The 15244-nt window shown below is 63.4% G+C and carries 11 protein-coding genes; all 11 read right to left on the bottom strand.

Annotated features, from left to right (window positions below; genetic code table 11):
• Nucleotides 1-124: 124 nt before the first annotated feature.
• The 11 genes from RF641_RS01420 to RF641_RS01370 all read right to left on the bottom strand — a co-directional run bounded on the left by RF641_RS01420 (nucleotide 125) and on the right by RF641_RS01370 (nucleotide 14857).
• Nucleotides 125-1417, bottom strand: a complete 1293-nt coding sequence (locus tag RF641_RS01420; protein WP_424572265.1) for a hypothetical protein — start codon at nucleotides 1415-1417, stop codon at nucleotides 125-127.
• Nucleotides 1418-1444: 27 nt separating this feature from the next.
• The gene (locus RF641_RS01415; RefSeq protein WP_424572264.1) at nucleotides 1445-3397 is read right to left on the bottom strand and encodes an O-antigen ligase family protein; all 1953 of its coding nucleotides are present in this window, start codon (nucleotides 3395-3397) and stop codon (nucleotides 1445-1447) included.
• A 3-nt stretch (nucleotides 3398-3400) separates the two neighbouring features.
• Nucleotides 3401-4222 (bottom strand): hypothetical protein, encoded by an 822-nt coding sequence (locus tag RF641_RS01410; RefSeq protein WP_424572263.1) that lies wholly within the window; start codon nucleotides 4220-4222, stop codon nucleotides 3401-3403.
• 103 nt (nucleotides 4223-4325) lie between these two features.
• Nucleotides 4326-6692 carry a glycosyltransferase gene (locus RF641_RS01405; protein WP_424572262.1) on the bottom strand — a complete coding sequence of 789 codons (2367 nt, stop codon included), beginning with the start codon at nucleotides 6690-6692 and terminating at the stop codon, nucleotides 4326-4328.
• Complete coding sequence (locus RF641_RS01400; protein ID WP_424572261.1) at nucleotides 6689-8170, bottom strand: lipopolysaccharide biosynthesis protein; 1482 nt, start codon at nucleotides 8168-8170, stop codon at nucleotides 6689-6691. The genes RF641_RS01405 and RF641_RS01400 overlap by 4 nt, the downstream gene beginning before the upstream one ends.
• Before the next feature lie 2 nt (nucleotides 8171-8172).
• Nucleotides 8173-9300, bottom strand: coding sequence for a DegT/DnrJ/EryC1/StrS family aminotransferase (locus RF641_RS01395; protein ID WP_424572260.1), 1128 nt, complete (start codon nucleotides 9298-9300; stop codon nucleotides 8173-8175).
• Entirely contained in the window at nucleotides 9297-9989 is a 693-nt protein-coding gene (locus RF641_RS01390; RefSeq protein WP_424572259.1) for a NeuD/PglB/VioB family sugar acetyltransferase, read from the bottom strand. Before RF641_RS01390 ends, RF641_RS01395 begins: the two co-directional genes overlap by 4 nt.
• A gap of 1 nt (nucleotide 9990) precedes the next feature.
• Nucleotides 9991-11145, bottom strand: coding sequence for a DegT/DnrJ/EryC1/StrS family aminotransferase (locus tag RF641_RS01385; protein WP_424572258.1), 1155 nt, complete (start codon nucleotides 11143-11145; stop codon nucleotides 9991-9993).
• 68 nt (nucleotides 11146-11213) lie between these two features.
• Nucleotides 11214-12236, bottom strand: coding sequence for an NAD-dependent epimerase/dehydratase family protein (locus RF641_RS01380; RefSeq protein ID WP_424572257.1), 1023 nt, complete (start codon nucleotides 12234-12236; stop codon nucleotides 11214-11216).
• Nucleotides 12233-13327 carry a Gfo/Idh/MocA family protein gene (locus RF641_RS01375; protein WP_424572256.1) on the bottom strand — a complete coding sequence of 365 codons (1095 nt, stop codon included), beginning with the start codon at nucleotides 13325-13327 and terminating at the stop codon, nucleotides 12233-12235. Before RF641_RS01375 ends, RF641_RS01380 begins: the two co-directional genes overlap by 4 nt.
• Nucleotides 13328-14857: a sugar transferase gene (locus RF641_RS01370; RefSeq protein WP_052772322.1), complete on the bottom strand. Its 1530-nt coding sequence runs from the start codon at nucleotides 14855-14857 to the stop codon at nucleotides 13328-13330.
• Nucleotides 14858-15244 lie beyond the last annotated feature (387 nt).

Raw genomic sequence — 15244 nt, 5'->3', positions numbered from 1 at the left:
CCCAGGCGCTTGAAACTGCAAGATTGCACTTCGTGCCCTGGCCCGGGTTTCATGCGCATGGCCGCTACCCGACAATGCGTGTCGAATTCAGGCAGTTGATGATTCCCACGCGACGGGGCGTGGTTCAGCAGCTGGCGCCGGCAATCTTGTACAGGTGGATCGTATTGCCATCGACGAATTCATCCGTGAACTTTCCGCCTGAAGTCCGGATCGTTCGGCTTTCGCCGACGACTTCAATGGTACGTGGCAGTTCGCAGGACACGTTGAATTCCGTTTGCTGCTCCGCGGCTTGAGCCGATCCGGCAAGGATGTACATGTCGCTTCCGACGGACTTGGCCGCGGCCTTCGTCGGCCCGTTGACGGTCATTGCCCCTTCCACGGCTGGTGCATTGATCACTGGAGCCATTTTCTCCACTTCTGCGTTGATCGCTGCGATGTCGCCGCTGAGCTCGGTTCCGCAGTCGCGCAAGACGTGTTGCGACTGGCAGGTGCCCCCGAAGCTGTGGTTGAAGTAGATGATGCCTCTGGCTCCTGCGATGATGCTCTGCCATACCGCCGCGCGAATTTCCTGGCTGGTAATCGAGCGCGGCCCGTCGGCGAAGGGAAGGCCGATTTCAACGAATCCCCAAACTGGCTTACTGGCCTCGGGCTCTACCAAGCTTCGTATTCTCTCAACGGTCCACCCGTAATTGGCGGCCAGCCGGCATTCGTCCCCGGTCATGTCCCGCGGAGTCTCGAATCGCTTGCCACCCTCATGCTGGCTGCAGATATTCGGATCCGTGAACCAATAGTTGTCGGCGGACACGATGTCAGCGTACGAATTTACGAATGTCTTTCCCGGCTCATCCGGGTCCCAGAACGTGACGCCCTTGCCAAAATTGGCGTACACTGCCAAGTCTTTCGGGGCCTTGGCCAGGGATTTCTCCATGACGGTATATCCACAGCGGCTGTCCTCGGGCTCGCAGACGGGCGCTTCCCCGGGCCAGGACCCGGTCCAGACACCATCTCCTGATTTCGCCCACATGTCCACCTCGTCAGGCAGCACGAACCCGTTCTGATGTTCTGTGGGAAGACTGGACAGGACATACATGTCGTTGTTCCAGGCCATGGCGGTGTCCGAATCCGGGGTGACTTCAATGTAGGTATTGATGCCAAAGGACTTATCCGCTTGGACGCCTGCTTCATCGGTCAGGCTCTCATGCCAAAGTGCCAGCGGGAAGAATCCGGCGTCATCAGGCAGCCCATTGGTGAACTGCGAATAGTATTCGCCGCCGCCGTCGACGGCCCGCTGGGCACCCTGCGGCGCAGGCTCGTTCCCCGTGGCCGAACTACAGCCGGACAGGATCAGCAGTCCCGCCGAAAAAACTAGCAGGGTTTTAGAAGGGGCAGCGGCCATCTGCGTGCGCTTGTTGTCCATACGTCGCCTATCGTGATTCCGTGTCGTTTAGGGCCAGCCGAGCTTGCGCCGGGTAAAGTCGTAGGCGAATCCCACACCCACAACCGTGAGGAATCCGAAGAGCAGCAGAGCCCACTTCGTGCGTGGCATGATCGTCTGCGGGACTACCTCTGCCGGATAAACATCGGTGAGGATGTAGGCGCTGTCGATGATCTTCATGTTTGTTTGCGGTTGGGCAGCCAAAACGACAAGCTCGTCAGTAATGGAATTGAGCTTCTGCAATGCCGCCTCGTTGGTATCGGCAACGACTTCGACGCTGATGATTGCGTCCGTCATGTATGTTTGCCACTGGCCGCCTGCGTTGGAGACGTACGCCGCCGAGCCGGAGGAAATACCAGTTCCATAGATCGGCGCCGAAACTGTCTCGATGGCATCGAGCCCGTGCAGGCCGTCGTAGCGGTGCTCGACCATCGTGGCGAACGGGATCAGGTCCCGTGCATCGGATCTCAACGAGTTTCCACCTACCGATGATGCTGGAGGAAGGAAGACCACGTCTCGTTGGGCCCAGACAACACTCGGAGTGGCCTTGATTGCCATAGCTACAGGTACTGCGACGAGCAGCACCAGCATCGCAGCCGCCGTGGCCAGCAGGTGCGCACGGTGCTTCGACACCGAACGCACCGGGATCATGATCCGGGCATAGGTGTTCTCTTCACCAGCCAAACGGACGTAGGCGGCAGCAAGGCCAAGAACCAGAAAAAAGACACCAGGCGCTTGCGGAAAAGAAAACGCATCAAAAAATGCCATGAGCGAAGCGCCCACCGTGATTGAAGCCGCCAGCCCCACCCCAACTTGGCTTTCCAGCTGGCTCATCTTTGCCTTGCGCACGGCGAAAATGCAGTAAACGGATGTCAACAGCAGACCGAGGAAACATAAGATTCCAACGATGCCAATCTCAAGAAGCAGCTGGAGCAGTTGGTTGTCCAGGATGCGGTAGGAGGGAAGGAACGTTCCAAAGCCTCTGCCGAACCACGGATGCATTGAAAAGATCTCGAAGGCTACGCCGTAACTGTCGGTGCGCGAGTTGACGCTTGAATCCACTGCGGAAAACATGTCGCCGATCGTCCGAATCAGCTGTGGGAAAGCAACCGCGGCGGCTCCCATCCCGGCAATCATCGAGGCGATGGCAATGCGCCGGACCTTGCTGTCCCAGAAGGGGAACATCGCAATGAAACCCAGCACCAGGCCGATGAGCGCCGATCGGGTCAGTGAGATCAATGCGGTGAGAACCAGCAGCATGACTGGCAACAGGCGCCGGACCATCCGGCGGGTTTGGTCTCCCACACACAGGGCCAACGCCAGCGGCAGGATGGTCGTGATCACCGACGCGAATTCCAGGGCGTGCCGAGCGGTGCCGCGTGGGCGCATGTATCCCCCGCGCATGTCGATTCCACCGTCGCCGCTGGCAAGCCCCGGAGTGGGAATCCGGTCGATGAGCACTGTACCGGTCGCGAATTGGTAGACCCCCAGCATGGCCACCAGCGCACCGGCAAAAACCAGCCGGCGAATCAAGACCATGAGTCGGTCGAAACTCGGAATTCCGTCCGCCGCAACAAAAAATACCCCGGCGTAGCTTGCAAGTTTGATCAGGCCCGTATCGGCGGCGTTTCGATCCATCATGGGAACTGTCATGGTCGCGGCCACCACCTCGCTGGCAAGGACCGCGACGCAGAACAGGGTGAAGGCGATGACTACCGGATTGGGGAACCGCGCACGAGTGGAGCGGCGCGCTCGGAACCACAGCCACCAGACCAATAGTCCAATGGAAAAAACGACCGATGGCGTACCTGATCCGCCCAGCTGGGCAACTACCCGGTCGCTGGGAATCAGGAACATCAGCGCGACATAGACGGTCAACCCTGTCACGGCATCGGACTTGACGCTGGTTTTCGTCGTTTTGGCCGGTACGGTCTCGGATGCTGGAGGCGCAATCGTCAACATCGGCTAGAACCCGTTGAAAGCTTTCAAGCTTCGCACTTGGAGAATCGAGGCGTCGATGGGGCGCTGGCTACCGGAACCGCTGCTGTCCGGCATTTCCACGGATTCCGGTTCCGGCAGCTGGCTGTCGTCCTCGGTTTCGACGCCGGCGGGAGCAGTTTCGTTCTTTGAACCCTGGCGTCGGCGCCGCGGAGTCTTTCCGCCGCCGGTGGGACCGTCCATGCGTTTCGCACTGCGTCGCGCCAGCAGCTTGTCGATGGCGGCTGCAAGCAGCAGCGTGCCTACGCCGCCGGCGCCGGCGGCGACCGCCATGAGCTGCAGCTGCTTTTTGTTTTCTTCCTCCGGCTCGGCGTCCTTGGCAAGAGTCATGATGCCGATTTGCGCATTTGCTTGGACCTCCAGCTGGTCCTGCAGACCCACAAGGGTTTTCGGAACCTGGGCTACCACCTGATCCAGCAGGGCCATGGTCGCGTCGGCTTCGGGAGCCACGGCAGTGATGTTGATAATCGGTCCAGTGGTTGTCGCGTCCGGTTCCAGCGCGTACCCGTAACCCTCTTGATCGCCGACCATGGCCTTTTGGGCTTCCGCAGAGTTCATGCTGATGACCAGGACGTTTAATGCCTGGCCCAAGCCGCCGAGGTAAAGATACGGGTTATCCCCGTCCGCCACCGATTTTTCCGGCGGCAACAGGATCACGGTGGCCTGTGCCTGGTAGGTAACAGGCGTGACCATGTAAGCCCCGTAAACCATGCTGGCTGTTGCCAGCAATCCCGCGAGTACGATATACCATCGATGGATCAAACTGCGCAGCATGTCATTAACAAACATATTTCCCCCAAAATTTTGCCGCCACGGCGGCACCCCCATGCCACACGATCCCCAAATATCAGTGGCGATGCCGAACGAATCATATCCGTCGGCCTCTTCGAGTCTACGTGTCGGTGAGCACGCAGTCATCAATTTCGGCCAAAAGTTGCTGTGCCCGCCGTTCCCAGGTGTGTTGCTCGGCGATCTGGCGCCGTTCCTGCCGCTCCGCAGGCTCAAGTCCGCTGGACACCGCTTGACCGAGCAGATCCACGAATTCGGTGTTGGACTGGGCAATCAGCACGTGCTCGGTGGCAAGCCATTTCGAGGAAGGCAGGTTCGTGGAAATGACCGGAAGTCCCGCGGCCAGGTAATCGAGTGTCTTCAAGGGAAAACTTGCCTGGTTGAACTCATTGTCCGCATAGGGAGTGATCCCGACCCGGCAATGGGACAGGAATTCGGCAACTTGCTCCGAGGGAATCTGCCCCGCCCACTGCACCCCATCGGACGCGAGAAATTCCTCCATGCGTGCCCGCCACGCCGGATCGCTGCCCCTGAGCGGGCCGGCGATGCGCAATGCAATGCCGGCATCCCGGATCGCCTCCAGCAAATCCAAATCCAGCCGGTCATTGAGCTGCCCAACAAGCCCGGCGGCAGGCTTCCCTGCGTCGGGAAGCAGATCCTGGAGCCTGCAGCCGTTGGGCAGGAGCCTGGCACCGCATTCGGGATCCAGCTCGATCAGCTGCTGGACAAGAGTCGGAGACACGGCGAAGACGATTTCGGCTTCCGCCAGGTTTGCCCGCAATCTCTTGATCACGCTGCCTGCGGGCAGGCCCATCAGCTGCTCGCCGGCAATCCAGTCGTCGGTGACATACAGGATCTTAGTGCCGTCCAAGTCCTTCGGGAATGATGCTGTAGCCGAGGCATTGATGATGACCGGCGTCTCATTGGACCGGGCCTTCACGAATCGGCGGATCCGTGGCAGCGGAAGCAGATCGTAGAGATTACGCAGGGCGGCGAAGCGTACGCCTCCCGAAACCTGCGTGCGGATTCGGGTCACCGAATTCTCCAACTGGTCGACCACCACCGGTTTCAGCGACACTCCCCTGCCCTCGGACAACGAGGAACGGATGGTCCGTGGAGGATCAATCCACAGGACCTCGGCCTCCCCCGACAGGGCACCTGCCAGCATGTGGTCCGTGCCCTTCAAGTCATCCCAAAAAGTCCCGGGCACGAAAACGACAACGCGTTGCGAAGCGCCGGGTCGATGGCTGCGCTCCACCAAGAGCTTGCGGGAGTTGAAATCATCCATGACGACCTTGCGCTGTACACGCTGCCATATGCGTTCGGCAAGGTAGCTTCCGAAGTACGTGCCGGCCCGTACCGCTTCCTGCCAGGATGCCTGGCGACGGGCGAGTGCCCCCGCGTAGATGCCTTCCATGGTGGCCGCAGCGGCCTGCAGCGAATAGCGGTCCTGGACCAGGCGGCGTCCAAAGACCCCCAACCGGCCGCGCAACGGTTCGTCGTCGAGGATCCGGTCGAGTTCCGCGGCCAGAGCCGCTTCGCCCCGTTCGGTACCCTCGCCGACCCCGTACCATCCCTGCCATTCGAATTCATCGAGTGACGACTCGTCCAGCAGCTTCCAAAATCCGTTCTCGCCCTGGACGATCAGCGGCTTGGCGAAACTCAGCGACTTCAGGGCCGAGCCGCCCATGCCCAGCATGATGTCCGCCGCTGCATAGGCTCCGCGTGGATCGGACATCCGGCCGCACGTGATGATCGTCCCGGGGCGCGCCTGGTTGACCGCTGCGGCCCGGGCGGCAACCAGGTCTTCGGCCGATCCGTCGCCCACGATCGCCAGTGTCACCTTCCGGTGCTCCGACAGCTTGCCGACGTGCTCGATCGCTGCCAGGATACCTTCGAGCTTCAGTTCCGGAACCAGCCGGGAGACGACCACGAGCAAAAGCCTGTCCTGCGGAATCCCGTGGGCACGGCGGAATTCCCCGCCCAATGCCGCATCAGCCCGGTTTTCCTCGGTGTCGATGGGCGGTTCAAGCAGAGAAACCTGCGAATAGCCTTTGCGGGCCCTTTCGTCCCGGATCTGTTCGGTACCGACGGTCAGGGCCATGTCGCGCGGGATGAAGTCGGCGACCGCCATGGACATGACGGTCGAGACGCTGGTTTTCCCTTCCAGCCCCTGCACTGCAAGCCGGCACTCCAGCGAGGGCGGCCACTCGAACCCGTGCAGCACGTCCAGCTGGCGTTCGACGGCCAACCGGCGCAGGTCTGCAACGATCGACGGCGTAGGCCGGAAACGCGGTCGCGGCGAGGCGATGAACTCCAGGCCGCGCTCCTTGATGCGCTCGACCAGCGGGCCAGGCCACCCGTAGACGATGACTTCGTGCCCTTCGTCCTGAAGCTGCGAGGCAATGTCGATGGCATTGAGCTGGCTTCCGCCCATTTCAAGGTCATGAGGATATACAAGGATTCTCACGCTGTCACCGTCGTTTCGTCATTTCGCGAGATGTTCCGGATTGCGGCGATTTCGCCGCGCTGCTGCCACAGCAGCAGTCCCAGAACTAATAAGGTAAAGAGCCCGCCCAGTGCCAGGGACATCAACGGATGGACGTCCAACTCCCCGGCAAAGTAGCAAACCAGGCCGGTGGCCAGCCCGCCGAGTCCAGGTCGCCAAAACGCCTTGAGCAGGAACAGGAAGTGCACCCCCAGGTTGCGCAGCTGTCTCAGGTAGATGGGAAGAATGATCACGAACCACACCAGCGTCTGCGCGGCGGCCAGACCAACGATCCCGCCCAGTTCAGCGCCGATCCACAGCGCGGGGACCAGAAGGATGAGCCCGATGAGCTGTACCGTGAAGACCACCGACGTCCGTCCGGCAACCACCAGATAGTCGTAGACCAGCTCGCAGAAAACCCTGGCCAGCGCGGCGATGACGAGCCACATCAGCACCGCTGCAGCCGGCATCCAGACCTCTCCGTAGATCAACCGGACCAGGGGTTCTGCCGCGCCGGCCAGGGCCGTGAACACCGGGATGCTCGCGCTGGCCACCACGGCGAACAAGCCCCGCAGGGTGTTCTGCGAACGCTGCGGATCATGTTGCACTGCGGCGAAGACCGCCGGGGCCACCCGCCTCAGCGGCTGGGAAACAATATTCAGCGGCCAGCTGGAAAGGTTGAAGGCCAGCACGTAGAAGCCCAGGGCAATGGTCCCCAGCAGGGCGCCGGCCATGAGTTGGTCCGCGTAGCCGACCAGGAAGACCACGATGCTGGATCCCGCCAGCGGCAGCCCGAACTTCAGCAGCGCCGAGGCCTTCTGGCGGTCGAAACCCAATCGGTAGCGCATCGGGGATGCAGCGAGGAACATTATGCCGGACAGTACGCTGCCCACCAGCCGGCCGATCGCCAACGCCATGGCCCCCAGCCCCATCAGGGCCAGCAGGACCGATACGATGGCTCCAACCCAGACGTTAACCTGGTCGATCACCATGCGCGGGCGTTCGAGGAAGGAACGCTGGAGCAAGGCCGCGGGTCCGGCCACGGCGCCGTTGATCAAGACGGACAATATCAGCAGCCGGACCACCTGCGTGGCCTCCGGGTCCCCCATCAGCGAGGTGAACTGCGGCGCCGCCAGCCAAGCCAGGGCGCAGAACACGGTGCTGCCGATCAGCGATAGCGTATTGACCGTCGGAAAGATCAGCGCGGGGTCGCTCGGCCAGCGTACGATGGCCAGCGACACCCCGAGCTCGTTGAAACTCAGAACGGCCATCAGTGCAACCAGCGCGATGGCGAAGGTGCCGAATTGCTCAGGTCCCAGCACGCGGGCCAGCACGATGCCGATGCCCAACGTCCCAAGCCGTGAAATCAGGGTATTAGCCAGGCTCCAGCCGAAGGCTCCACCGGCTGACGGGCCAGGAGCCTTGGCGGTCTTGCCCGATCCAAGCCGGTGTTGAGCCATGGTCAGAGAACCTGCCTGAGTTCCTGCACCACCCGCTGCTGCTGTTCCTCGGTGATGTGCGGGTACAGCGGCAGCGACAGGATTCGCCCGGCGGCCTGCTCGGCCACGGGGAAGGAGCCTGCGCCGTAGCCCAGGTGCTCGAATGCAGGGGTCAGGTGCACCGGATCCGGGTAGTGGATGCCGGCGCCGATGCCCGCCTCGTTCAGTTCGGCCAGCACCCGGTCGCGTTCCTCGACCTGGATAACGTACAGGTGCCACACGTCCTCGTTGCCCTCGGCCTGCTGCGGCAGGACAACACCGCGATGGTCCGCCAGCAGTTCAGAGTAGCGAGCTGCAGCCTCGCGGCGCAGCTGGTTCCAGCCGGCCAGGCGCTCCAGCTTGGCGCTTAGCACCACCGCCTGCACCGCATCCAGCCGGGAATTGCGTCCCACTGCCTCGTGCACGTACTTCACGCGGCTGCCGTGGGCCGAGAGCAGGCGGACCCGCTCGGCGAGCTCGGGGTCGTTGGTGAGCACCGCGCCGGCGTCGCCGGCCGCGCCCAGGTTCTTGCCCGGGTAGAAGCTGGTGCCCGCAACGCGGCCCAGGGTTCCGGCATTGCGCCCGAAGCGGGTGGCGCCCTGCGACTGCGCCGCATCCTCGATGATCACCGCGCCGCAGGCGGCAGCGATGGGCTCAAGTTCCTCCACGAAGGCGGTCTGGCCGTACAGGTGCACCGGGATGATCGCCTTGGTCTTCTCGGTGACCGCTTCGGCCACGGCCAGCGGGTCGATGAGCAGATGCTGGGGGTCCACGTCCACCGGAACCACGGTGGCTCCGGTCAGGCTCACGGCCTCGGCCGTGGCCACGAAGGTATTGGCCGGGATGATGACCTCATCCCCCGGGCCCACGCCGGTGGCGCGCAGCGCGAGCTCCAGCGCGTCGGTGCCGTTGCCCACCCCGATGCAATGTCCGGCGCCGAGGAAACCCGCATAGGCCTGTTCGAAGCCGCTCACCGCGGCGCCGCCGATGAATGCGGTGTTCTCGAAGATCTTGGCGAGGCCGGCATTAACCTGTTCCTGGACTTCGCGCTGCTGGGCCTTCAGGTCGACCAGTGGAATGGGTGCGTGGGTCGTCAGCGAGTTGTTGGTCATCGAGTGGCTTCTTTCAGGCTTGCGTTCAAAAGTTTTTCAGTGTGCGGGGCCGGGTGCGGCCCGGCGTTTCCCGTGCCCAGCGGTCGGGCCGGATTTCCGGCCCAGGTCTGTTCCGCCGGCAGGTTCGCGATCAGCGCCGCGGCCATGCCTAGCACTGCGCCGCGGCCGATGCTGAGGTTTTCGCGGACCGTGCTGTTGGTGCCCAGGTAGGCTTCGCTGCCAACGTGCACGGTGCCGGCCAGGGTGGCGCCGGCGGCCAGCGTGGCGTAGTCCCCCAGCACGTCGTCATGGGTGAGCACCACCCGCGGCATCAACACCACATGGCGTCCGATGCGCACGTCGCTGGTGGCCACGGTGCCGGCCAGGATGATGCTGCCGGCGCCCACGGCGACCGTGGAGCCCAGCACCGCGTGGACGCTGGCATGGGTCGCGTAGCGTTCCTCGGGCAGGTCCAGGCGCCGGGCGATGGCCGCCCGCGAGGCGCCCTTCCCTGCGCAGATCAGCAGCTTTTCGCTGCGCCGCACGGCCAGGTCCAGTCCGCCGAGCACCGGCACCCCGTTCACCGAGGTGCCGTGCAGCGCTGTATTGTCATCCAGGATGCCGAGCACCTGGTGGTCGCCTGTCTGCCGGATGGATTCGAGTGTCTCCCGGGCCAGCCCGCTGGCGGCCAGGAGCAGGATTTTGGCCATGCTAGGCTCCGGCGGTGGTCAGCGCGCTGGCGGAGAGCACGCTGGAGATCACGCGGTCCTGTTCCTCTTCCCGAAGGTCGTGGTACAGCGGCAGGATCAGCGTGTTGGCGGTCAGCCGCTCAGTGACCGGCAGCGCAACCGTGTACCCGCTGTGCCCGGCGTAGGCAGGCTGCAGGTGCGAGGCCATGATGCCGCGGCGTGCGGAGATCCCGTCCTCGGCGAGCTTGGCCAGCAGCCCCTCGCGGTCCAGCGGGAACGGGCGGCTCACCTCGATCCAGAATGACTGGTAGTTGGAGGTTCCGTACTCCGGGTCCTGCACGAAGCGCAGCCCCGGCACCCCTGCCAGCTCCTGCTGGTAGCGTGCGGCCAGTTCGCGCCGGCGCACCACCATCTGCTCGAGCTTGGAGAGCTGGACCAGTCCCACGGCCGCCTGCATGTCGGTCATCCGGAAGTTGTAGCCGATCTCCCCGTAGCTTTCCTGCGGGGCCAGCGTGGAGCCGTGGCGGGCCGCCGCGGAGACGTCCATGGCGTGTTCGCGCAGGCGCCGGGCGCGCTGCGCCCACTGCTCATTGTTCGTGGTGAGCATGCCGCCCTCGCCGGTGGTGAGCAGCTTGCGCGGGTGGAACGACCACGCCGACACGTCGGCGCCCACGCCCACGGGCGCGCCGCGGTAGGTCGAGCCCGCACCGCAGGCGGCGTCCTCGACCAGCGCCAGCCCGCGCTCGTCGCACAGCCGCCGCAACGGCTCCAGGTCCAGCGGCATGCCGCCCTGGTCCACGGCGATGATGGCGGTGGTCTTCGGTGTCAGTGCGGCTTCGATGGTCTGCGCGCTGACATTTCCCGTGGTTTCCTCGACGTCCGCGAACACCGGGCGCGCGCCCAGGTAGGTCGGGGCGTTCGCGGTGGCGATAAACGAGAATGACGGGAGAACCACATCATCCCCTGCCTGCACCCCGGCGACTTTCAAGGCCAGGTGCAGCGCGGTGGTGCAGTTCGAGGCCGCTACCGCGTGCCCCACCTGCTGATGTTCGGCAAATGCCTGTTCAAATGCTGCGGTGCGCGGGCCTTGTGCGACCCATCCCGAGGCGATGACCTCTGCTACCGCGTCGGATTCGGCCGTCCCCAGCCATGGCTTCATGACGCTGATGCGATCCATGATTCTTCCCCCAAAAAATCGGTGTTCGCGTGATTATTCACAAATGTAGTGCGTACGCGGTGTTTTGCCTAGTGGCTTGCGGCAACCGGCTTCTTCAGCAGCCGACCGGCGGCGACTTCCTCACGCAGCGGCTCCCACCAGGTGACCAGCCGGCGCAGTCCCTCTTCCAGGCCCACGGTGGACTCGAAGCCGAGGTCGCGGCGGGCCGCGCTGGTGTCGGCCAGGCGGCGGACCACCGAGTTCACCGAGCGCTCCGGCCCGTACTCGATATGCAGGTCCGAACCCATGACCTTCAGCAGCGTTTCAGCCAGCTCCTTCAAGCTGGTTTCGGTGCCGCTGGCCACGTTGTAGATGCCTTCGCGGATCGGGCTGGCCGCGGCCAGCAGGTTGGCGCGGGCGATGTCCTCGGAGAACACGAAGTCCATGGTCTGCGAGCCGTCGCCGAAGATCAGCGGCGGCAGCCCGTCGGCAATGCGCTCCATCCAGCGCACCAGCACCTCGGTGTAGGCGCCGTGCACGTCCATGCGCGGTCCGTAGACGTTGAAGTAGCGCAGCAGCGTGTAGTCCAGCCCGTACATGGCGTGGAAGCTCTTGAGCAGGCCCTCGTTGAAGGTCTTGGCCGCGCCGTACAGCGTGTCGTTGTTGTACGGGTGGTGGCGTTCGGTGGTCGGGAACTCCTCGGCCATGCCGTAGACCGACGCGCTGGATGCGGCGATGACCTTCGGGATCTTGGCCTCCACCGCCGCCTCGATAACGTTGTAGGTTCCGTTGACCATGACGTCCACGGCCAGGCGCGGCTCCTCGGCGCACTGGGTGATGCGGATGGCCGCCTGGTGGAAGACCACGTCCTTGCCTTCGGTGACCTCGCGGACCAGTTCGCGGTCGGCAATGTCGCCCTCGATGAGGTTCACGCGGCCGCTGGACAGGGCTTCGGTAATGTTGCCGCGGCGTCCGCGGACCAGGTTGTCCAGGATGTCCACCTGTTCGGCGCCGGCAGCCAGCAGCTGGTCGACGATTTCCGAACCGATGGTGCCGGCGCCGCCGGTAACCAGGAATTTCTTGCCTTCAAGGCGTGCCAGTGGCTGGGTCATGATGCGTTCTCCATTGCGGAAGTCTCGGTGCTGAACTGCGGTGCGGATCCGTTGGCCAGGCTTGCGCTGGCGTCTTCCAGGACGCGCAGGACGCGCAGTGCGGATGCGCCGTCGGTGGGTGCGGGCTTGTTGCCGCGGATGCTGGCTGCGAACTGCGAGACCATGAGCCCCAGCGGTTCGAATTCGGATAGGGCCGGCGACCAGGTGTCTCCGAGCCGGTAGGAGATCGTGGCTCCCTTGCGGTCCTCGGTGTCGGTGCGGATCATTTCTTGGCGGTCCAGGTCCACGCCGCGGTCGAAGATGCTCAAGCGCTGCTGCGGGTTCAAGTCGTCCCAGATCAGGGTCTTCTTGCTGCCGCCGATCACCATCTGGCGGATCTTGGTCGGCGAGAGCCAGTTGACGTTCACGTGGGCCAGCGCCCCGTTGTCCAGCGGCATGCTCAGGTAGCCGATGCAGGACTTGCCCGCCTGCAGCGGGTCTGCCCCCTGTGCGGTGACCGACAGCGGGCGCAGGCCTCCGGGAAGCACGAAGTCCAGGATGGACAGGTCGTGCGGGGCAAGGTCCCAGAACACGTCGACATCCGGCTGGACCAGTCCGAGGTTGATGCGGGTCGAATCGATGTAGAGGATCTCCCCCAGCTCGCCGTCGGTCAGCAGGTCGCGGATCTTCAGCACCGCCGGCGTGTAGCAGTACGTGTGGTCGGCCATCAGGATGGTTCCGGCGCCGGCCGCCGCCTGCACCATTTCCCGTCCGTGCACGCTGTTGTCCGCCAGCGGCTTTTCCACCACTACGTGTTTCCCCGCGGCGATGGCCTGCATGGCGATGGCGTAGTGGGTCCGCGCCGGCGTGGCGATGGCTATGGCATCGATGTCGTGGTTGGCCAAAAGTTCATCCAGCGATCCGGCGACCGCGGGCTCTCCGGTCTTGCGGGCCAGTGCCCGGGCGCGTTCCAGGTCCATGTCGCAGATGGCGACAAGTTCCCACTCACTGCTCATTGCAAAGTTTCGCGCCAGGTTAGGTCCCCAGTATCCTGCACCGACCACCGCGACTCGCAGTGCGGGGTTGATGCTTGTATCCGGTGCGATGCTCATTTAGTAGGCTCCATCTGGCTTGATCATGACTTTAAAGGTGCGCCACACGATGCGCAGGTCGCTCAGGACCGTCCAGTTTTCTGCGTAGTACAGGTCCAGGCGGATGCTTTCGGCCCAATCCAGATTGGATCGTCCGCTGACCTGCCACAGCCCAGTGACGCCCGGCTTCAGGTACAGGCGACGGTGGTCGTGTCCCGTGTAGGCTTCGACTTCCTTGAACAGCGGCGGCCGCGGCCCGACGACCGACATCTCGCCGCGCAGGACGTTGATGAACTGGGGTAATTCGTCGAGCGAGTGCTTGCGCAGCAGGCGACCGATGCGGGTCACCCGGGGGTCGTCCTTGAGCTTGAACAGCGGCCCGGCGCCCTCATTCTGGGCTTCGAGCTCCGCCAGGCGCTCCTCGGCGTTTTCCACCATTGACCGGAACTTGAGCATGTGGAACGGAAGTCCGTCCAGGCCTGCGCGTTCCTGCTTGTAGAAGATCTTTCCCGGGCCGTCCAGGCGGATCAGCAAGGCGATGACGAGGAATACCGGGCTCAGGCCCAGCAGAGCCAGCGAGGCGAAAACGATGTCGAATCCGCGCTTGAGCAAGAACCGCCACCCGGTGAACCGGGCCAGCTCGACGTGCAGCAACGGCATTCCGTCGACCGGGCTGGTCCGCACCCGGCGGCTGGCGACGTTGGTGAGCGAGGAGACGACGATCAACTTGGTGCCGGTCTTCTCCAAGCGCCATCCGAGTTCCTGCAACGCGGAGTTTCCTCCGGTCAGCGGGCCGGCCACCACCACGGAGTCCGCTCCGTAGCGAAGGACCTCATCCTCGATGGCTCCGGTGTCGTAAGACAGCGGAAGCGTCGGATCTGCCATTCGAAGAACCTGCTCGGAGTCTTCGTCCTGTGCGCCGTCGAGCAGCACTCCCACCACGCGGTAGGCAGGGCCGGACTGCTTGGAGATCTGTCGAACCACGTACGGCGCGTCCTTGATCTGTCCGTACACCAGCACGTTGCTCAGCGCGAAGCCGCGCTGGCGCTGCCGCGCCAGCCATTGCCGCCAGCCCCAACGCCCCAGGAGCAGCGCTCCGAGGCCAACCGGCAGGCTCAGCAGGATGAACAACCTGTAGTCCAGGTTTCCAGTGATGAGGGCGATCAGCCCAATGCCGCCGGCCACTGCTGCGGTTGCGTAGACCAGGAATTTGTATTCCTGCATGCCTACGGCAATCCGTCCGGCAGCGCGGGTCTGGAAGAAGACCAGGCTGAGAATCCAGGCCAGTGCTACGACGGCCCCGGTCAGCGCGAAGTGCTGCGACAGCTGCTGGGCTTCAGGATTCAGCTGGCCACCGGCCAGGACGAAAACCTCCGGCAGGATGCTGGCTACGGCGATGATGACAAAATCGGTGACGGCAAGGCGTCGAACGTAGCGACGCCCGTCGACTGCTGCGGTTGATGCTGCTGCCGGCTCTGCCGGGCGGGTTGCACCGAAGAGCTTCGATGATCCAAAGTTATTGCTTTCAAGGCGTCCGCTAATCTGCGACATTACCGTACCCCGCTACCTGCGAAGATTCCGTTGCGCGGGCGCAGGCGCGTGAAAGCCCCCCAAAAAATACACATGTCGTGCAATCCCCCAAAAAGATGCAAATTCCCCAGTTGAGAGCCGCTTCCCCTTGCGTAGTCCCGCAACTCTCGTTGATCCGAGCTTATGACGCAAGGTACTTAGTCGCACGAGTGGAGGAACACTCGAATCCTGTGAAGAAACCTTGAGAAGGTACTCGTCTGATACCTAGGAGATACCTAGAGAACACTTGCGCCGCTAAATGCCGTTAAATACAAAACAGGTCCCATACCAGTGATCGGGGGAGATCCGGTATGAGACCTGTTTCGCATAAGGGGCGAACGGTTGCGCTGGGGGGTAATCCTTGCGGAT

This window comes from Arthrobacter sp. 'calajunan', assembly GCF_046940185.1.
Taxonomy (GTDB): domain Bacteria; phylum Actinomycetota; class Actinomycetes; order Actinomycetales; family Micrococcaceae; genus Glutamicibacter; species Glutamicibacter soli.
Note: the sequence above shows the minus strand (reverse complement) of the source record. Positions and strands in the feature narration are given on the sequence as shown.